The 18,774-nt window shown below is 68.8% G+C and carries 18 protein-coding genes and 1 tRNA gene; 2 read left to right on the top strand and 17 right to left on the bottom strand.

Translation table 11 applies throughout. The annotated features are described in order from the left end of the window. Positions 1–3: 3 nt before the first annotated feature. The 16 genes from ACZ6WN_RS21885 to ACZ6WN_RS21810 form a co-directional block, all read right to left on the bottom strand. Positions 4–810, bottom strand: coding sequence for an ABC transporter ATP-binding protein (locus tag ACZ6WN_RS21885; RefSeq protein WP_465867556.1), 807 nt, complete (start codon positions 808–810; stop codon positions 4–6). 33 nt (positions 811–843) lie between these two features. Further along, positions 844–1,686, bottom strand: coding sequence for an MlaE family ABC transporter permease (locus tag ACZ6WN_RS21880; RefSeq protein ID WP_465867554.1), 843 nt, complete (start codon positions 1,684–1,686; stop codon positions 844–846). Next, positions 1,683–2,543, bottom strand: coding sequence for an MlaE family ABC transporter permease (locus ACZ6WN_RS21875; protein ID WP_465867552.1), 861 nt, complete (start codon positions 2,541–2,543; stop codon positions 1,683–1,685). The genes ACZ6WN_RS21880 and ACZ6WN_RS21875 overlap by 4 nt, the downstream gene beginning before the upstream one ends. A 471-nt stretch (positions 2,544–3,014) precedes the next feature. After that, a tRNA-Ala gene (locus tag ACZ6WN_RS21870) sits at positions 3,015–3,087 on the bottom strand. A gap of 62 nt (positions 3,088–3,149) precedes the next feature. Beyond that, positions 3,150–3,779: a histidine phosphatase family protein gene (locus ACZ6WN_RS21865; protein WP_465867550.1), complete on the bottom strand. Its 630-nt coding sequence runs from the start codon at positions 3,777–3,779 to the stop codon at positions 3,150–3,152. Positions 3,780–3,800: 21 nt separating this feature from the next. After that, positions 3,801–4,175: a ribosome silencing factor gene (rsfS, locus tag ACZ6WN_RS21860; protein WP_465867548.1), complete on the bottom strand. Its 375-nt coding sequence runs from the start codon at positions 4,173–4,175 to the stop codon at positions 3,801–3,803. Further along, positions 4,172–4,834: a nicotinate-nucleotide adenylyltransferase gene (nadD, locus tag ACZ6WN_RS21855; protein ID WP_465867547.1), complete on the bottom strand. Its 663-nt coding sequence runs from the start codon at positions 4,832–4,834 to the stop codon at positions 4,172–4,174. Before nadD ends, rsfS begins: the two co-directional genes overlap by 4 nt. An 11-nt stretch (positions 4,835–4,845) precedes the next feature. After that, positions 4,846–5,007: a hypothetical protein gene (locus tag ACZ6WN_RS21850; protein WP_465867545.1), complete on the bottom strand. Its 162-nt coding sequence runs from the start codon at positions 5,005–5,007 to the stop codon at positions 4,846–4,848. 30 nt (positions 5,008–5,037) lie between these two features. Beyond that, positions 5,038–6,288, bottom strand: coding sequence for a glutamate-5-semialdehyde dehydrogenase (locus tag ACZ6WN_RS21845; RefSeq protein WP_465867543.1), 1,251 nt, complete (start codon positions 6,286–6,288; stop codon positions 5,038–5,040). A gap of 68 nt (positions 6,289–6,356) precedes the next feature. Next, complete coding sequence (locus tag ACZ6WN_RS21840; RefSeq protein WP_465867542.1) at positions 6,357–6,773, bottom strand: hypothetical protein; 417 nt, start codon at positions 6,771–6,773, stop codon at positions 6,357–6,359. A gap of 52 nt (positions 6,774–6,825) precedes the next feature. Further along, entirely contained in the window at positions 6,826–7,731 is a 906-nt protein-coding gene (locus ACZ6WN_RS21835; protein ID WP_465867541.1) for a phosphotransferase family protein, read from the bottom strand. A 70-nt stretch (positions 7,732–7,801) separates the two neighbouring features. Then, entirely contained in the window at positions 7,802–9,019 is a 1,218-nt protein-coding gene (locus ACZ6WN_RS21830) for a phospholipase D-like domain-containing protein (RefSeq protein ID WP_465867539.1), read from the bottom strand. Between the two features lie 198 nt (positions 9,020–9,217). Further along, positions 9,218–10,171 (bottom strand): electron transfer flavoprotein subunit alpha/FixB family protein, encoded by a 954-nt coding sequence (locus tag ACZ6WN_RS21825; protein WP_465867537.1) that lies wholly within the window; start codon positions 10,169–10,171, stop codon positions 9,218–9,220. A 24-nt stretch (positions 10,172–10,195) separates the two neighbouring features. Continuing rightward, positions 10,196–10,996, bottom strand: coding sequence for an electron transfer flavoprotein subunit beta/FixA family protein (locus ACZ6WN_RS21820; protein WP_465867535.1), 801 nt, complete (start codon positions 10,994–10,996; stop codon positions 10,196–10,198). Between the two features lie 111 nt (positions 10,997–11,107). Continuing rightward, a complete protein-coding gene (locus tag ACZ6WN_RS21815) occupies positions 11,108–11,443 on the bottom strand; it encodes a hypothetical protein (protein ID WP_357335818.1) in 336 nt (111 codons plus the stop codon). Positions 11,444–11,448: 5 nt separating this feature from the next. Further along, positions 11,449–12,228 (bottom strand): enoyl-CoA hydratase/isomerase family protein, encoded by a 780-nt coding sequence (locus ACZ6WN_RS21810; RefSeq protein WP_465867533.1) that lies wholly within the window; start codon positions 12,226–12,228, stop codon positions 11,449–11,451. Positions 12,229–12,398: 170 nt separating this feature from the next. Between ACZ6WN_RS21810 and ACZ6WN_RS21805 the strand changes: the two genes are divergently transcribed. Both ACZ6WN_RS21805 and ACZ6WN_RS21800 read left to right on the top strand, forming a co-directional pair. Continuing rightward, positions 12,399–15,779 carry a M36 family metallopeptidase gene (locus tag ACZ6WN_RS21805; RefSeq protein ID WP_465867531.1) on the top strand — a complete coding sequence of 1,127 codons (3,381 nt, stop codon included), beginning with the start codon at positions 12,399–12,401 and terminating at the stop codon, positions 15,777–15,779. A gap of 283 nt (positions 15,780–16,062) precedes the next feature. Then, positions 16,063–17,106, top strand: coding sequence for an NAD(P)-dependent alcohol dehydrogenase (locus ACZ6WN_RS21800; protein ID WP_465867529.1), 1,044 nt, complete (start codon positions 16,063–16,065; stop codon positions 17,104–17,106). Here ACZ6WN_RS21800 and ACZ6WN_RS21795 read toward each other — a convergent pair. Next, complete coding sequence (locus tag ACZ6WN_RS21795) at positions 17,103–18,365, bottom strand: HNH endonuclease signature motif containing protein (protein ID WP_465867527.1); 1,263 nt, start codon at positions 18,363–18,365, stop codon at positions 17,103–17,105. The two genes, ACZ6WN_RS21800 and ACZ6WN_RS21795, sit on opposite strands and share 4 nt — an antisense overlap. Between the last annotated feature and the right edge of the window lie 409 nt (positions 18,366–18,774).

Below are 18,774 nucleotides of genomic sequence, written 5' to 3'. Positions count from 1 at the left end.
CCCTCAGTCCATCCCGAGCGGGCCGTCGGCGGCTCCGGCCAGGAACTGGCGTACGAACGGGTCCTGCGAGGCGAAGGTCTCCGCGGCGGTGCCCGCGTGCACGATCTGCCCCTTCCACAGCACCGCCACGTGGTCGCTGACCTCCTGGGCGGTGGGGATGTCGTGGGTGATCACGATGTAGGTGCCGCCGTGCTGGCGGTGGACCTTCTGGATCAGACGCCCGAGGAGCTTGGTGCGGACCGGGTCCAGACCCGAGTCGGGCTCGTCGAAGAGCACCACGTCGGGCCGCATGACCAGCGCCCGCGCGAAGCCGGCCCGCTTGCGCATGCCGCCGGAGATCTCGTTCGGAGCCTTGTCGACGGCGGCCTCGAGACCGACCTCCGAGAGGTGGAACATCACGGTGTCCCGGATCTCGGCCTCGGAGAGGTTGGTGTGCTTGCGCAGCGGGAAGGCGATGTTGTCGTAGATGTTCATCGACCCGAAGAGCGCACCGTCTTGGAAGAGTACGCCGAACCGCTTGCGCAGCTCGTAGCGCTCATGCTCGGAGACGCCCCAGATGTCGCTGCCGAAGACGCGTACCTCACCGGCGTCGGGTTCGAGCAGGCCGACGATGTGCTTGAGCAGCACGCTCTTGCCGGTGCCGGATGGGCCGAGCACCGTGGTGATCGCGTTGTGGACGAAGGTCAGGTCGATCCCGTCGAGGATGTTGCCTGAGCCGAACGACTTGCGGACGCCGACCAGCTCGATGCTGTGCGGACTGTTCGGCGACTGCTCGAAGTCGGTGTGCGGAATCGTGAGATTCGCGGTCATCTTTTCCTCCCGTGGACGTGGCGCGCGAGTCATCTAGTTGCCGATCGGTGCGTTGGGGGTGTTGCCGTAGAAGAGTTGGACCAGCGCCATGCCGATGAGGCTGACGAGGACGAGGTTGACGAGCATCGACCGCGCGGTGTTGAGACCGACGCCGACCGGCCCGCCCTTGGCCGTGTAGCCGAAGTAGGAGGCGACGGTGAGGATCACGACGCCCAGGACCGTGCCCCAGATGACGGCGAGGACGAAGTCACGCGGGTTCTGGAAGAGGAACAGGTAGTACTGGAAGCCACCCGGGCTGACCGTCTGCAGGAGCTGTACGTTGAAGAGGAACCCGGCGAAGAAGTTGACCACCATCGAGGTGACGAAGATCAGGGGCATCGTGATGGCCCCCGCGATCACCCGCGTGCTGACCAGGTAGGGGATCGACCGGATGCCCATGACCTCCATGGCGTCGATCTCCTCCGAGATTCGCATGGCGCCGACCTCGGCGACGATGCCGCAGCCGATCTTCGCCGCGACCATCCAGCCGAACACGACCTGGATGATCCCGCGGACACCCGCGACCGAGTTGACGGCGGCGATGTAGGAGTCGATGCCGATGCTGGCGAAGAGGAAGTTGGCGGTCAGACCCATGACCGCGCCCATCATGAACAGCATCGCCAGGATCACCAGGCTGTTCTCCCTGACGATGGCGCTGGCGTGCCGCACGATCTCGGAGGGATAGAGACGGATCGCGACCGGGATCTCGGCAAAGACCTTGCCGACGAAACCGACGAACTCCCCCACCCCGTCCAGGCGTCCCTTGGGCGGCGCGACCGGACGGCGTCGTCGGGCGGCGACAGGCGCGACCGGACGTACGGGCTCGGCGGCGGTCATCGGAAGTTCCCCAGGTTCGGGAAGAGGCCGAGCAGCAGCGCGTTGAAGGCGAGCTGGAGCACCCAAACACCGACGAAGGAGAGCACCACCGCCTGGTTGACGGCGCGACCGAGACCGATCGCACCACCAGAGGCGTGGAGACCCTTGTAGCAGCAGATCGTGCCGATCAGAAGGCCGACCAGGAAGCAGTTGGCGACCACGGCCAGCACCTGGACCGGGGAGACGTTGGCGAACAGGTTGCTGTGGAAGTCGGCGCTGGACTGGCCGGCGACGTAGTTGGCGCCGACCTGCATCGAGACGATCGTGACGATGATCGACGGCACCGAGATCAGCGTGGTGAGCAGGGTCAGCGAGACCACTCGCGGAACGGCGAGGTCGCGGATCGGGTCGACGCCCATGACCTCCATCGCGTCGATCTCCTCACGGACCTTCCGGGCCCCGATATCGGCGGTCAGCGCGGAGCCGATCACGCCTGCGACCACCATGGAGACGATCCACATCGTGAAGGTCCGCATCGCCTGCAGAAGGAGCAGCGGGCCGAAGAGCTGAGTGGCTCCCGCCATCGCGAAGAACTGGACGGTCAGGATCGACATGAAGATGAGGAACCCGAAGATCGCTGCAGCGATCGGGAGCGACGCCTGCTTCAGGGTCTGATACATGTCGTCGGCGACGTCGACCCAGTAGCCGCGGGGATGCAGCACCGCGCTCTTCACGATCTTCACGAGCAGATCGACCATCCCGCCGGCCTCGACCACGGGTCCGCGCACCTTCGGCGGCAACCATCTGAGCGAGCTGGACAACGGGTTGTCGTAAGGACCACGCCTGGTGGTCGGCGGGGCAGCGGCACCTGTGCTCATACCTGTCTGCGCTCCTCGGGCAACTTGATGGGGCGGGCTGAAGCACCAACAGATGCGGGTTCCAGCTCGGCGCATCGGGATGCGACGCGCATCACACTCAACGAGGTCATGTGATGCAGGTTACGGGAAAATCCGTATGCCTTTAGGTTTTTTTTCTATAGGTATTAGTTTTACGTTCGTGATGCATCGGCGCCCCGCCCCGCCGGCAACCCGCATCAGCAGGGGCGGCCGGGTCCTCGAGTGCCTCGGACGTTGTCGAAGGCACCGCGGACGAAGTCGTCGTCGTCGCGAGCCCTCAGCGATGGGCCCGGTGGCGCGCATGCACCCGAGGCACGCACGTGCCTACGAGGCCGCCCGAGGCGATGACAGAGGGCTCCGGAACGTGAGCCACATTTCCGCCGTAAAATCGATCAAGCCGTGTTCTCAACCTTCTTCGAAGGTTCAGGACACGGCTCTGATCAGGTGTTTCGGTGGAGGTGAGGGGACTCGAACCCCTGACCCTCTGCATGCCATGCAGATGCGCTACCAGCTGCGCCACACCCCCTTGGCGTTGTCCCGGTGATCAACCCGGGCAACGAGAAGAACAGTAGCGGAACGCTCCCGAGATCACGAAATCGGGGCCCCCATTCCGTACGTCGCGAGTCGCCACGGCGCCGACGGGATGAGTCCGTGGGCGGACTCCCGGGCGGTGAGCTCGATCCAGGCGCAGTTCGTCAGCGGCGCGAGGGTGGTGACGACCGACGGGTCCCAGCCGAGGAAGGCGGCCAGGCCCTGCCGGATGGCACCGCCGTGGGCGACGACCACGACGGTCTCCTCGGGTGCGACGGTCTCGGCGACGTCGTGCAGTGCACCACTGAACCGCGCTGCGACGGTGGGCCAGGACTCCCCGCCGTAGGGCTCCCAGCTGGCCGGCATCTCACCGAAGCGCTCGAAGATCTCGGCGCGGTTCATCCCTTCGGCCTCCCCCGCGCAGACCTCCCGCAGCCGCGGGTCGTAGGCGGCCTCGAGGCCGGTCTCCTCGGCGACGTACGCAGCGGTCTGCCGCGCCCGCATCAGGTCCGAGGAGACGAGGCGGGTGACGGCGTAGGTCGTCGCGAGCGCACGAGCGGCGGCCTTGGCCTGCTGGTGGCCGGTCTCGGCCAGCTCGATGTCGGTCTGGCCCTGGTAGCGGCCGTCGGCGTTCCAGCCGGTGACCCCGTGACGGAGCAGGATGAGGCGACGAGTCCCGGGAGGCACGGCAGCTGCGACCACCGGCCCTCAGCCCTCGGAGACGATGTCGGCGGGCAGCGAGATCGAGGGGCAGTCGCGCCAGAGCCGCTCGAGGGCGTAGAACTGGCGCTCCTCCTCGTGCTGGACGTGCACGACGATCTCGCCGTAGTCGAGCAGCACCCAGCGCCCCTCCTTGTGCCCCTCGCGGCGCAGCGGCTTGGAGCCCAGGTCGCGCAGCTTCAGCTCGACCTCGTCGACGATCGACTGCACCTGCCGCTCGTTGGGGGCCGAGGCCAGCACGAAGGCGTCGGTGATGGCCAGCTGGTCGCTGACGTCGAAGGCGATGATGTGGCCGGCCTTCTTCTCCGAGGCCGCCCGGGCGGCGGTGATGGTGAGCTCGATGGCGTGCTCGGTCGCGGTCATACGCGGTCCTTGTCTGAGGGAGTCTTGCGGTAGAGGTCGTGCTTGCCGATGTACTGCACCACGCCGTCGGGGACGAGATACCAGACCGGCTCGCCCCGCTGACGCCGCTCGCGGCAGTCGGAGGAGGAGATCGCCAGGGCCGGGATCTCGAGCATGGTGATGCGGTCGGAGGGGATCTTCGCGATCACCTCGGGGTCCATGGAGTATCCCGGACGCGTGCACCCCACGAACTGGGCGAGCTCGAAGAGCTCGTCGGTGTCGCGCCAGGTGAAGATCTCGGCGAGCGCGTCGGCACCGGTGATGAAGTAGAGCTCGGAGTCCGGCAGCGCCCTGGCGAGATCGCGCAGCGTGTCGATGGTGTAGGTCCGCCCGGCGCGCTCGATGTCGACCCTGCTCACGGTGAAGCGCGGGTTGGCGGCGGTCGCGATCACCGTCATCAGGTAGCGGTGCTCGGCGGGCGACACATCACGGTCGGCCTTCTGCCACGGGTCGCCGGTGGGCACGAAGACGACCTCGTCGAGGTCGAAGAACGACTGCACCTCGGAGGCCGCCACCAGGTGGCCGTGGTGGATGGGATCGAAGGTGCCACCCATCACCCCGACACGACGCTTGCCGGTCAGGCCCTCCAGGCCTGGGTCGGGCGCTCCCCCGATGCCCATCTGATCAGCGCTCAGGAGTGCTCACGGCCACCGGCGAACCAGACCAGGACCAGGAGAGCGAAGACGAGGAGCGCCAGGGCGCCGCCGCCGATGACCCACTCGATGCCAGAGGTGCCGTGCTCGGCCCCGTGCTCAGCGGAGGTGATGATGCTCGACACAACAGAGTTCGACATGGCGCACAGATTACCTTGCCGGTTGCCAGGTCAGCGCACGTGCCCGTCTCCGGTGACCACGTACTTCGTCGAGGTCATCTCGGGCAGGCCCATCGGACCCCGGGCGTGCAGCTTCTGGGTCGAGATCCCGATCTCCGCGCCGAAGCCGAACTCGCCACCGTCGGTGAACCGGGTCGAGGCGTTGACCATGACCGCCGCGGAGTCGACCGCGGCGGTGAACCGGCGGGCCGCGCTCAGGTCCTCGGTCAGGATCGCCTCGGTGTGACCGCTCGACCAGCGCCGGATGTGGGCGATGGCGGCGTCGAGATCGGGGACGACGGCGGCGCTGATCTTGAGCGCCAGGAACTCGGCCGCGTAGTCCTCGTCGGTGACCGGCTCCACCAGGTCGAAGGCCTGGAAGGCGGAGTCGCCCAGGATCTGCACGCCACGCTCCTGCAGGGCGGGGACCACCATGGGCAGGAACTCCTTGGCGATGTCGGCGTGGACGAGCAGCGACTCGGCGGAGTTGCACACGCTGGTGCGCTGGGTCTTGGAGTTGACCACGATCGCGACGGCCTTCTCGAGGTCGGCAGCCTTGTCGACATAGACGTGTACGTTGCCCACGCCCGTCTCGATGACCGGCACCGTCGACTCCTCGACGACGCTGCGGATCAGCCCGGCACCACCGCGCGGGATGAGCACGTCGACCAGGCCCCGGGCCCGCATCAGCGCCTTGACCGAGTCGTGGCCCTCCCCCGGCACGATCTGGATCACGTCGGCCGGCAGGCCGGCGGAGACGACGGCGTCGCGGAGCACCTCGCCGATCGCCGCGTTGCTGGAGGCGATGTTGGAGGAGCCGCGCAGGAGTGCCGCGTTGCCGGACTTCAGGCAGATCCCGGCCGCGTCCACGGTCACGTTGGGGCGAGCCTCGTAGATCATCCCGACGACGCCGAACGGCACCCGCACCTGGCGCAGCTCGAGGCCGTTGGCGAGGGTGCTGCCGCGTACGACGTCTCCCACCGGGTCCGGAAGGGCGGCGAGCTCGCGGAGGGCGGCGGCGATGCCGTCGAGCCGCTCCGGGGTCAGGGTGAGGCGGTCGATGATGTTGGCCGGGCTGCCCGAGGCCTCGGCGCGGGCGACGTCGGCCGCGTTGGCCTCCAGCACCTCGCCGGACCGCTCCAGGAGCGCGTCGGCCATCGCGTGCAGCGCCGCGTCCTTCACGCTGCGCGGCGCCACCGCGAGCTCATAGCTCGCCTCTCGTGCCTTCGCCGCCACCTCACGGATCACTGCCTCTGCACTCATACGAGAACCCTATGCCGTCGCGCGTACGCAGCCACCACCCTTTCGCCGTGCGGACCGCACGGCCGAGGTCAGTCCTCCTCGCCCAGGCCCAGCAACGCGCCGAGACCGCCGAGCGGGTCGAAGGGGCTCTCGGACGGCTCCGCCGTCGCCATCGGCTCGCCGCTCCCCGACCCGGACGGCGACGGTCGGACCTTGCGCGGCGCCTTCACCGGCGCCGGCTCGACGGGCGGGCCCGTCGTGCGCGTCGACGGCGACTCGTTCCGGTCGCGCTCCGGCGACGCGGACGCGGAGCCTGCCGTGCTCGCCGCCGGCTCGGACTCGGTCATCGCCGGATAGTCCATCGGCGGCCGGTAGGACTTGCGCACGAACGCGATCCCCGACGTCGCGCCGGCGAACAGCGACGACAGCACGAGCGCCGAGATCCAGGGCGTCCAGCCACGCCACCAGCCTCCGGCGGGGCCCTGAGCCCCGTCGAACCCACTCACTCCCACAACCATCCCCCAGGTTGCGCCGGCACCGTCCGACGCACCCCGAATCCTAGCCGCGAACGGAGCCTTCCGGGGCGGTGTGGACATCCCCGGATCGCGCGATCGCGAGGAGAAGATCGTGGGCCCGGGCAGCCACCGGATTGGCGGTACGCCGCGCCCCGAGCTCGACCAGGGCGGCCAGGTCCGCGGCCCGGGCCAGGTCGAGAGCATCCGTGGCGCTGCCGCCCCGCACCGCGACGTAGCCCGCCAGCACTCCCGCGACGTACGCCGCGTCCCGCTCGAACCTCAGCAGGTTGCCGAGGTCGGCGAACGGTGAGCCGGCGTGGGCGAACTCCCAGTCCAGCACCGCGCGCACCTCCAGCGTGTCCGGGTCCACGATGAGGTTCTTGGGGTTGAGGTCGCTGTGCACCAGGCTCACCCGGGCGACCGTGTCGAGCAGGTCCTGGGCCTCGGCGGCCACGTCGCGCAGACCCTCCAGGTCGGCCGGTGACCAGTCGAGACGCTCGGCGTAGGACTCGACCCACTCGGTCAGGTCCAGTGCGAACGCCTCGATCCGCAGGTCCTTGTCGGCGAAGGTGCCGGCGCTCAGGCACGGCATCCCGGCCAGGGTGCCTGCGATCTCCCCGAGGCGTCTGCCGAGCGTGCCCTGGTGCGCCTCGTCCAGGCCGGGGAGCAGCAGGTCGCCGCGTACGCCCTCGACGAACTCGGTCACCAGCAGCGCGGGCATGCCCGTGGCCGGGTCGGCGCGGCGCAGCTCCAGGACGTCGGGGACCGGGACGAGGCCCCGCACCAGACGATGCAGGGCCTCCTGGATCTCGGCGGCCTGCGGGTGGTGGCGGGGGTCGGCGAAGACCCGCACGACCGACCTCTCCTCGCCGGCCTCCGCAAGGAACGTCTCGCCCGACCAGCCACCATCGAGCGGCCGGAGGCCACCACCGAGTTCACCGAAGCTCACGCGACCACGTCCCGTTTGGTTGGTTCACTCGCTGACGCTCGCTCACCCGGCGAGGCTAGCGCCCCTCGGGTCAGGCGCAGGGCCGGGACTTCGGCTGCGTGTAGATCCGGTGGGTCGCCCGCGCGCTGTCCCACATCTTGTTGAACCGGGAGGAGTAGGCCTGGTAGTAGCTCTTCGAGGTGAACCGGAAGGTGACCTCGTCGTTGCTGAACGAGGGCGGCGACCAGTTCTCCGAGCCGGTCCAGACGCTGAAGGTGCCCTTGTCGGCGTAGCGGCCGTTGACGCTCATCCACTTGTAGTGGGAGTAGCAGCGCGAGCCGTAGACGATGTTGTCGCCGCTGGTCGACTTCTTCTGGCCCCAGTCCCAGGCGGCGTCGCGCGCGGGGATGCCGACCGCCCTCAGCTTGCGGTAGACCGCGTTGTTGGTGACCGAGCCGATCACCCGCACCACGCAGCCGCGCTTCTTCAGCCGGACCACCTCGTCGGCGATGCGCTCGCCACGCTGGCCGTACCAGGCGTACATGTGGATCCGCAGGAGCGTCCTGCCGTTGGTGCCGTAGCCGCTCGGCGCGCGGCAGCCGATCAGGCGGAGCCGGTCGATCACCCGGTCTCCGCTGCCGCGGGCGTAGATCTCGTCGCTGGTGGTGCCCGGACGCTGACGCTGGAAGCCGACGGAGGTGCCGCCGCCGGACCACGACACGTACCGTGGGGAGGCCTTCCGGTCGGCCTTGAGCTCGTTGAACATCCGCAGCCAGGTCTTCCACAGGCTGTCGTTGGCGTAGATCGTCTGGGCGTCGTTCCACTGCGAACCGGCCGCTCCGCCACCGAGGTTGCCGGAGCTGTTGATCAGGATGTTGCGCTTGGTGCCGACCTGGGTGAAGGAGTGGATCTTGATGTGCAGGTTGCCCGTGTCGTAGCCACGGCAGGCACCGGCACAGCCGTAGATGAAGCTCGGACGGGAGCGCTTGGTGCCGAGACGGTCGGCCAGCTTCCGCTCACCGCTGCTCCACATCTTCCGGTTGACCAGGATCTGCACGTGGACACCACGCTTGTGGGCGGCGATGAGCTGATCGACGGTGTCGGCACGGTCCAGGTTGTAGGTGACGAACCGGATGTAGGAGCCCTTGGCCGCGTAGCGGACGCTGTTGTTGATCCGGTGGACGATGTAGTTGCGCTGTGACGCGTCACCGGTCGGGTTGTTGAAGAACGGACCCGCCGGCGGCGACCAGGTCGCCGCGGTCGCCGGTGTCGAGACCACGGACATCGTCGCCACGACCAGAGCCGCCACGCAGCCGGCCACAGCCGAAGCAATCGAGATCTTCCGGGTCGTCCTCGACCTGAGCGCATTCCCCCACATGCGGCCGGACTATACCCAGCGACGTATGCGCCGCAACGACAATTCCGAGAACCCGATGCCAAACAGAAAGAAACCCGCCTCCGAGCTGTGCTCGGAGGCGGGTTTTCAGGACGTACGTCCCAGAGCTGATCAGCCCTTGGCGGCCTTGACGGCCTCGGTGACGGCCGGGAGGACGGTGTGCAGGTCGCCCACCACACCGAAGTCGACGAGCTCGAAGATCGGCGCCTCCTCGTCCTTGTTGACCGCGACGATGGTCTTCGAGGTCTGCATACCGGCACGGTGCTGGATCGCACCGGAGATCCCGTTGGCCACGTAGAGCTGCGGGGAGACGGTCTTACCGGTCTGGCCGACCTGGAAGGTGTGCGGCATCCAGCCCGAGTCGACCGCGGCACGCGAGGCACCCACGGCGGCACCGAGCGCGTCGGCGAGACCCTCGACGGCGGAGAAGTCACCGCCGGTGCCACGACCACCGGAGACCACGATCGCGGCCTCGGTCAGCTCGGGGCGGCCGGAGGCCTTACGCGGCTGGGAGGCCACGATCTGGGCGGTCTTGGCGGCATCGGAGATGGTCACCTCGAACGGGGTGACCGCGGCGGCGCCGGCCTTCTCGACCGGAGCGGCCGAGTTGGGCTTGACCGTGATGATCGGGGTGCCCTTGGTGACCTTGCCCTTGACCGTGAAGTTGCCCGCGAAGACGGACTGGGTCGCCACACCGGACTCGTCCAGGTCGACGGCGTCGGTGATCAGACCGGAGTCCAGCTTGATCGCCAGCCGGGCCGCGACCTCCTTGTTCTCCGCGGAGGACGGCAGCAGGATCGCGGCCGGGGAAGCAGCACCCGCCAGCTGGGCGAGCGCCTCGGCCTTCGGCGCCACCAGGTAGCCCTTGATCTGGGCGTCGTCGATGACGTAGACCTTCTCGGCGCCGTAGCCCTTGACGGCCTCCGCGGCACCAGCGGCACCGTCGGCGCCACCGATGTAGACCGCGGACGGCTCGCCGAGCTTGGCGGCCAGGGTGAGCAGCTCGTAGGTCGGCTTCTTGACCTGACCAGCCACGTGGTCGATGAGAACGAGAACTTCAGCCATGATTCAACAGATCCTTTCTCGGCCTCAGATGAACTTCTTGGACGCGAGGAACTCGGCCAGCGCCTTGGCGCCCGAACCGTCCTCGTCGGTGACGATCTCACCGGCGGTGCGCGGCGGGCGGGCCGCCGTCTCCTCGACCGCGGTGTAGGCAGCACCCAGACCCACCTGAGCAGCGTCGACACCGAGGTCGGCCAGCGACCACGTCTCCAGCGGCTTCTTCTTGGCCGCCATGATGCCCTTGAAGGACGGGTAGCGGGCCTCGCCGGACTGGTCGGTGACCGAGAGGACCAGCGGCAGCGTGCCGCCGATGACCTCGGTGGCCACGTCGCCGTCACGCTTGATCCGGATCTGGTCGCCCTGGGTCTCGACGACCGAGGCGAGGGTGACCTGCGGCAGGCCGAGACGCTCGGCCAGCATCGCCGGGACCACGCTCATCCCGGCGTCGGTCGAGGCCAGACCGCCGACCACGAGGTCGACCTTCGTCTCGGCACCGAGCTTCTCGATCGCCTTGGCCAGCACCAGCGAGGTGGCGATGGAGTCCGAACCCGCGATGGCGTCGTCGACGACGTGGACGCCCTTGTCGGCACCCATCTGCAGCGCCTTGCGCACAGCGGCCTCGGCGGCCTCCGGACCAACGGTCAGCGCGGTGACGGTGATCTCCTCACCCTCACGCTTCTCCTTGATCTGCAACGACTGCTCGACCGCGTACTCATCGAGCTCGGAGAGCAGACCGTCGACGTTCACGCGGTCGACGGTGAAGTCGTCCTCGAACTGCCGGTCCGCGGTCGCGTCCGGCACGTACTTCACAAGCACAACAATGTTCATGATGGTGCGGCCTTGCCGGCCCCTCCTGGAATGGTCGTAGTTCGCCAGCGATGTTACCCGTCAGTCACATACGGATGACAGGTGCCTACGCGTTGAGAATGTCACATGGCCTCAGGGCCGGATCACACCGGCCACGATGCGACCGACGATCAGCCACGCCAGTGCCCCGATGCCCCAGTTGAAGAGCGCGTTCTTGATCTCGGCGTCCTCACCGCTGAACTGCTTGATGCCGTTCTCCCGTGAGAACAGGCCGAGATCGGCGGTGTCGGCGAGGTTGAGGACGAACTCCACGAGGGGGTTGTCCTGGTTCGCGTTGAGCGCGATCAGCAGCGCACCGATCGCCAGCGCCAGCGCGGCGAGCAGCGCGATCACCCAGACCACCCTCGAGGCGTAGGACCGGATGGTGTGGACCACACCCGGGCCGGTGGACGTCTTGGTGTCGGACACGGGATTCACTTCCCTTCGAAGTTGGCTTTGCCGGGGCCGTTCTCCAGGAACGATCCCATCCCGGTCTGGGAGTCCTGCGTCGCGAACACGCCGGCGAACTGCTGCTGCTCGATGGCCAGCCCGGTGGCGAGGTCCACCCCGAGACCCTTGTCGATCGCCGTCTTCGCCGCCGCCAGGGCGTACGGTGCCGCCTTCTTGAACTGGCTCGCCCACGCGAGCGCCTCCTCATAGACCGAGGCCGCCGGTACGAGCCGGTCGGCCAAGCCGATTGCCAGCGCCTCGTCTGCCTTGACGAAGCGGCCCGAGAAGATCAGGTCCTTGGCCTTGGACGGCCCGACCAGCCGCGCCAGCCGCTGGGTGCCGCCGGCGCCCGGGATGATGCCGAGCAGGACCTCGGGCTGACCGAACGTCGCGTCGTCCGCGGCGATCCGGAAGTCGGCCGCGAGCGCCAGCTCGCAGCCTCCGCCCAGTGCGTAGCCGGTCACCGCGGCCACCACCGGCTTGGGGATCTCCGCGACGGCGGTCACCGCGGCCTGCACGCCCGCGACCCGCTTGGCCATCTCGGAGTAGGAGAGGCCGGCCATCTCCTTGACGTCGTTCCCGGCGGCGAACAGTCTCTCGCCGCCGTAGACGACGACCGCGCGTACGTCATCGTCGGCTGCCGCCTCGGTCGCGACCTCGAGCAGCTCGGCCTGCACCTGGAAGCTGATCGCGTTCATCTTGGGCCGGTCGAGCCGGATCGTGCCGATGCCGTCCTCGACGGTGAGGTTGACGAAGTCACCCATCGTGGCGCTCCCCTGTCTGTGAAGGCGGTTACATGTGTCCGGAACACTATCGGGTGCCTTCCACCGCTCGTGTGCCGGTTCGCGGTACAGGCGTTGCGGGTATCGCGTAACCCCCGTCGGTAAAGGGGCGTTTCAATAACATGACCGATATTCGTTCCAGTCGCACTCGGGTGAGCCTCGGTGCCGCGCTGAGCCTCGCCCTCGGCGCATTCGTGCTGGCGACGCCGGTCTCGGGTGCCGCGCTCTCCACCACTGACAACACAGACACCACGGCCGAGGAGGCCCGCTCCGGCGGGCTGCTCGGTCACGAGGCCGATGCCGGCCTGGACGTACGCGACCGCGTGCTGCCCACCTCGACCCAGAAGTCCGCGGCCGATGCCCTGGACGCCCTCGACATCCGCTGGAACGCCCACGGGACGCCGACCTCGCTGATCACCTCCGACGGCGTGCTCGCCGCCGCCGGCTCCTCGGACCCGGTCGCCGCCGCCCGGGACTTCCTCGACGACAACGCGGCCGTCTTCGGGCTCACCGCGGCCCAGCTGGACGACCTCGAGCTCGTCAGCGACCAGAAGCTGGCCGGTGGCGGCGGCCATGCGGTCCTCTTCCGGCAGACCTACGACGGCCTCTCCGCCGCCACCGAGGGGATGGTCACCGTGGGCGTGGCCGGCGGCGACATCACCTACGTCTCCTCCTCGCTGTCCAAGGTGAGCGGCGACGTCGCCGAGGCGAGGCTGAGCCCGACCGAGGCCTGGCTGAAGGCCGCCGCCTCGGCCGGACGGCCGGTCTCCGGCTCGAAGATCGGCGCGATCGTCACCGACGCCGCCGCGAAGCTGACCGACTGGACGAAGCTGACCGTCCCCGGCCTGGCGACCGACCAGCTGGTGCGGCTGCGGGCCCTCCCCGTCCCCGGCGAGGGCGTACGCCCCGTCTTCCAGGCCACCGTCGTCGACTCCGCCGCTGCCACCCTGCTCGGGCAGACGGTGCTGGTCGACGCGGTCACCGGCGAGGTGCTCCTGCGCCAGGACAACGTCGATCACGAGAACGACGTCGAGGGGCCGTTCACCGGCACCGCGCTCGGCGCCTGCGGTCCGAAGCACACCTTCGAGATCTCCGACGACAAGACCCGCACCCTGGCCGCGGTCGCGATCGGGCTGCCGACCGACGACTTCACCGTGAAGCTCTTCGCCCCCGACGGCGCGCTGCTCGTGGAGGGTGACCTGCTCACCAGCCCCGAGACCGCGACCTACACCGCCGCGAAGATCGACCCCGGGACGTACGCGGTCCAGGTGTGCCCCTTCGACGACTCGCTCCTCGTCGGGAGCTACACGGTGACCGTCGCGTCCTCCGACGCCGGTGCGGAGACCGGTGACCTGCCGGGCAGCAACCCGCGCTGGTCCTACTTCCCCGGCACTCCCGACGCCGCCTCGACCGGCGGTGAGGCGGTCCCCGCCAACGATGTGGTCGCGTGCTGGACCAAGGTGGCCGGGTGCACCGGGCCGGAGCTGAAGAGCCTGGCCAACGCCGGCCCGTGGGACACGCTGCTCAGCACGACCGTCGGGGTGCCCTCGCTGACGACGATCGGCAACAACGCCAACACCCACGAGGGCTGGCTCTCGCCGCTGGCCGCCGGTGGCCTCGAGCAGGCGCCGATCTCGCCGCTGCGTGACTACTCGGGCACCTTCACCGACGCCTGGAACAACTCCCGGTGCGCGCCCACCAACCTGGTGCCGGGTGGCAACGACGTCAACTACGTCGTCGGCAACCTGTTCGCCAGCCACAACCGGATGCACGACTGGTCCTACTTCCTCGGCTTCACCGAGGAGAACTACAACCTGCAGACCGACAACCTCGGCCGTGGCGGACGCGGGCTCGACGCCGAGATCGGCAACGCGCAGGCCGCGGCGGCCGACTCGCAGGTCATCGAGCAGACCGGCCTGCTGACCGGCCGCAACAACGCCAACCAGCTCACCCTGATGGACGGCGTTCCGGGCATCACCAACCAGTACCTCTTCCAGCCCGCCGCCGGCGCCTTCTACGCCCCCTGCACCGACGGGTCGCTGGACTTCGGGATCGTCGGCCACGAGTACACCCACGCCATCTCCAACCGGATGGTCGGCGGTCCCGACGACGGGCTGACCTCGGAGCAGGGTGGCGCGATGGGTGAGTCCTGGAGCGACCTGGCCGCGGCCGAGCACATGTTCGCCCACGACCTCGACAACGGCGGCAGCCCGTGGGCCGTGGGCTCCTACGCCACCGGCAACACCGATGTCGCGATCCGCGACTTCGCCATCGACAGGAACCCGCTCAACTTCTCCGACTACGGCTTCGACAGCACCGGGCCCGAGGTCCACGCCGACGGCGAGATCTGGAACGGGACGATGTGGTCGGTGCGGCAGGCGCTGGTCGACAAGTACGACGCGACCTACCCCTACGCCGACAAGGCCCTGCAGCGGCGCTGCTCGGTCGCGACGACGACCGCCTCGCCGCTGGCCGCCGACAAGTGCCCCGGAAACCGCCGCTGGATCCAGCTGGTCTTCGACTCGTTCCTGCTCCAGCAGGGTGCGACCTCGATGCTGGACGCCCGCGACGCTTTCCTGGCCGCCGACCAGATGCGCTTCGGCGGTGCGAACCGCCAGGTGATCGCCGACGCGTTCGCCCGGCGCGGGATGGGTCAGTACGCCACCACGACCGCCGACGACCACGAGCCGACCCCGAGCTTCGCCTCGCCGGCCTCGCGCAACGTCAAGGTCACCTTCACCGCGCCGGCGCCCGGGAAGGCCTACGTCGGTCGCTTCGAGGCACGGGCGACCCCGATCGCCGACACGCTCACTGCCACCCCGCTCGGGTCGGTGGCTCACTTCGTGCCGGGGACGTACGAGCTCCTCTACGTCTCCGCCACCGGTGGTGCCCAGCGCAAGACGGTCACGGTCTCCCCCGCAGAGATCACCAAGACCGTCTCGTTCGCGACCGGGACCAACCTGGCCGCGGCCGCCAACGGCGCCAAGGTGCTGACCTCGACCGAGGGCTCACGCAACCCGGCCGCGCTGATCGACGGCACCGAGAGCACCAACTGGGGCGGGGTGACCGCGGACAACGTGGATGCCACCACGCCCTCGGTCGCCGTGGACCTGGCGGGCGGTACGCGAACGGTGAAGACGGTCAACGTCAGCGCCTACCTGTCGCCCGCGACCGACACCGACGCCGACTCGGGGTCGCGCTTCACGGCACTGCGGAAGTTCGCACTGGAGGCATGCCTCGCCGCGTGCGACACGGCCGGAGCGACCTGGAAGCGCTTCTACACCTCGGCCGACGACGCCTTCCCCGGCAAGCGCCCGAGGCCGGTCGCGCCCAACCTCAACCTGCGCACCTTCGACGTCCCCGACACGTCCGCCGCGGCGGTCCGTCTGGTGGCGCTGGAGAACCAGTGCACGGGCTATGCCGGCTACGCCGGTGAGCAGGACGCCGACCCGTTCACCACGACCGACTGCAAGACCGGCTCCGACCGCGGCACGATCGTCCACGCCGCCGAGCTGCAGGTCTTCGGCCAATAGGCCACCTGGGCGGGTTGCAGAAACCTGCGACCCGCCCCAGTCATCATTTTGCATTGCAAGTTTTTGCAGAAGTAGTGACGAAGCTGGCTCCGGTATGCCAGAGTAGTTCTTGCCCCGCTGGTGACCCGAGACGCCAGCGGGGCCTTTCTTTTCCCCGTGGTGTCGACCCACGCCGTGCGGGGACACGCTCGGGCGTACGCATGGCGCTGGCGACCGCGCGCGGCCCGGGGTAGAACTGAGACCAGCGGCGGGCGGGGGTCCTGCCGGACTGGAGACCCATGCGATGAAGGCTCTGAGGTACGTCTCGATCGGTGCTGCACCCGAGATCAGCGAGGTTCCGGTGCCGGAACCCGGACCGGGTCAGGTGCGCGTGAAGATCACCGCGGCCGGCGCCTGCCACTCCGACTCGTTCCTGATGGGCCTGCCGGAGGAGACCTGGCATACGTTCGGCTACCCGCTGCCGATGACGCTCGGACACGAGGGTGTCGGGGTCGTCGACGCGCTGGGCGACGGCGTGCACGGGGTCGAACCCGGTGAGCCGGTGGCGATCTACGGCCCGCAGGGCTGCGGCCGCTGCTACCCCTGCGCGCAGGGCAAGGAGAACTACTGCGAGCGCGCCGCCGAGCTCCACATCAGCCCGCCAGGCCTCGGCACCGACGGCACGATGGCCGAGTACGTCCTGGTCCCCGACGCCCGCCACCTGCTGCCGCTCGGCGACCTCGACCCGGTCGCCAACGTAGCGCTGACCGACGCCGGGCTGACGCCCTACCACGCCATCAAGGGCTCCCTGCCCAAGCTGGTCGCCGGCTCGAGCGCCGTCGTGATCGGTGCGGGCGGACTCGGCCATGTCGCCATCCAGCTGCTGCGGGCCCTCTCCCCCGCCACCGTGATCGCCCTGGATCTCGGCGAGGACAAGCTCGCCCTGGCCACCGAGGTCGGCGCCCACCATGCCTTCCTCTCCGACAAGACGGCCGCCGACAACATCCGCAAGGTCGTCGGCGCCCGTGGCGTGACCGCGGTCTTCGACTTCGTCGGCGCGCAGCCGACCGTCGACCTGGCCTCGTCCGTGATCGGCACCGAGAGCGACCTCGTCATCGTCGGCGTCGGCACCGCAACCGCCGAGGTCGGCACACTCGCCAAGCCGTACGACGCGGTGATCCGGGCACCCTACTGGGGCTCACGCTCGGAGCTGATGGAGGTCTTCGACCTGGCTCGCGCCGGCCTCGTGCACGTGGCGACCGAGCAGTTCTCGCTCGACGATGCGCCCGAGGCGTACCGACGCCTTCACGAGGGGACGCTTCGCGGGCGCGCCGTCGTCGTCCCCTAGGCGCGGCGAGCGAACCTGACTCGTCCGTCGGGTCGTCGCTCATACGTGTAGTCGGGGTCGTGGATGCGGTGGTGGTCGCTGGGACACAGCAGGACCATGTTGGCGAGGTTGGTTCGGCCGCCTTCGGACCACGGTTTCAGATGATGGGCTTCGGTCCAGGCGGCGGGGGCGTCGCAGTCTTCGGCTTGGCAGCCTTGATCTCGTAACCGCAGTGCTCGGTGTTGGATCGGGTGGGCCAGGCGGGCGGTGCGGCCCAGGTCGAGGATTTCGGAGTCGGTGCCGAGGACGACTGGGACCAGGTCGGCGTTGCAGGCCATCCGGCGGGCCTCAGCGGCGGTGATCTGGTCCCCGTCGAACCCCAACGCGGCGGTGCCGAGGTCCTTGCGAAGGTCCTCCACGTTCATTGTGATGAACACCGTCGTGCCGTGACCGCCGTGGCGGGGCAGCAGGTCGACGTCGTAGGTCTCGATCACGCGGGCGAACGCCTGCCCCAGGAGCCGGTCATAGGGGGCTTTGCGGCCCTTGTTCTCCGCCGACAGCTTTCGGGGCTGGGCCAACGACTCCAAGATCGTGCGCAGCCGGATGCCGACGGCGCGGGAGACCCGGGCGTGGAGGTCGATGGTGCCGTCGCCGTTGTCGCGGGCGGAGAAGAAGGTGCGCCGGGCGGCGTGCTCTTCCTCCCGCTGGAGGGCTTTGGCTTCGGCGGCTTCGAAGCGTGCGGGGTCGATCTCGGCGAGGATGCGGCGGCCGGCGTTCTTGAGCTCGTTGGCGGTCATCCAGGCGGCATAGTCGACCAGCATCTTCTCCGCCAGGGCCAGGTGCTCACCACTGGCGGCGGGGTCGGCCGCGACGGCATCAAGCGCCTTCGTGATCACCCGGGCTTTGTCTTGGGACACCACACCTTCGGCCAGCCCGGCAGCCACGAGGTCGTACTTGGCGACACTGGTGGCGAGTTTGATCTGCGAGCGGGCCACCCCTTTGTCGACCAGGAGTTCGGTCCGCAGCCACCCCGAGACGTCCTTGGCACCGGTCTCCTCGGCGATGTCACCGGCAGCCGCGAGGACTCGCAGTTTCAGGGCGGCCTGCATCGCTTGGAGTTTCTCCAGCCGTTCGAGCAGGTCCTTCTTCTGCGCGGTGCGCCAATAGGCAGGGTCGCTCGAGAGGAGGTCATGGAGGGCGGTTTCGATGGCGGCTAGGGCGGCGTCGATCGCGTCACCGGGGTTGGTGCCCCAGTGGTTGATGTCGGGCCCGAGACTCATCGCGTGGTTCCTTCATGGAGGTGTTGTGATGGGTCTGATTCTACGCCTCATCCGCTCTCTCTACTATCTATTTTCCCTGTTCAGATGAGGTTTTCGCGGCGAGCGAACGGCCTCGCTTCTGTGGATGGTAAGTGGCCCGAAGGGCCACCTCCCACGCCCCAGCAACACCACCTGTCGCAGGAACGATTCCGCTGCGCCACACCCGGGCCGCCGCCCCGATAGCCAGCCATGTTTTTCTCGACGGGCCCCGGTGTCCAGGACCGCGAAGCGGCCGGCGAAGCCGGCGGCCGCAGGCCGTCCTTGACTCCGGGGTCCGTCGAGAAGACCCTCAAGAACGGGTCGGCGGCCCACACCAGCCCCGAAGAAACGGTCACGGGACAGGTGGTCTCGACAAGCTCGACCACCGACC

This window comes from Nocardioides sp. NPDC054178 (assembly GCF_055585005.1).
This window is presented reverse-complemented; position numbering and strand designations above follow the sequence as displayed.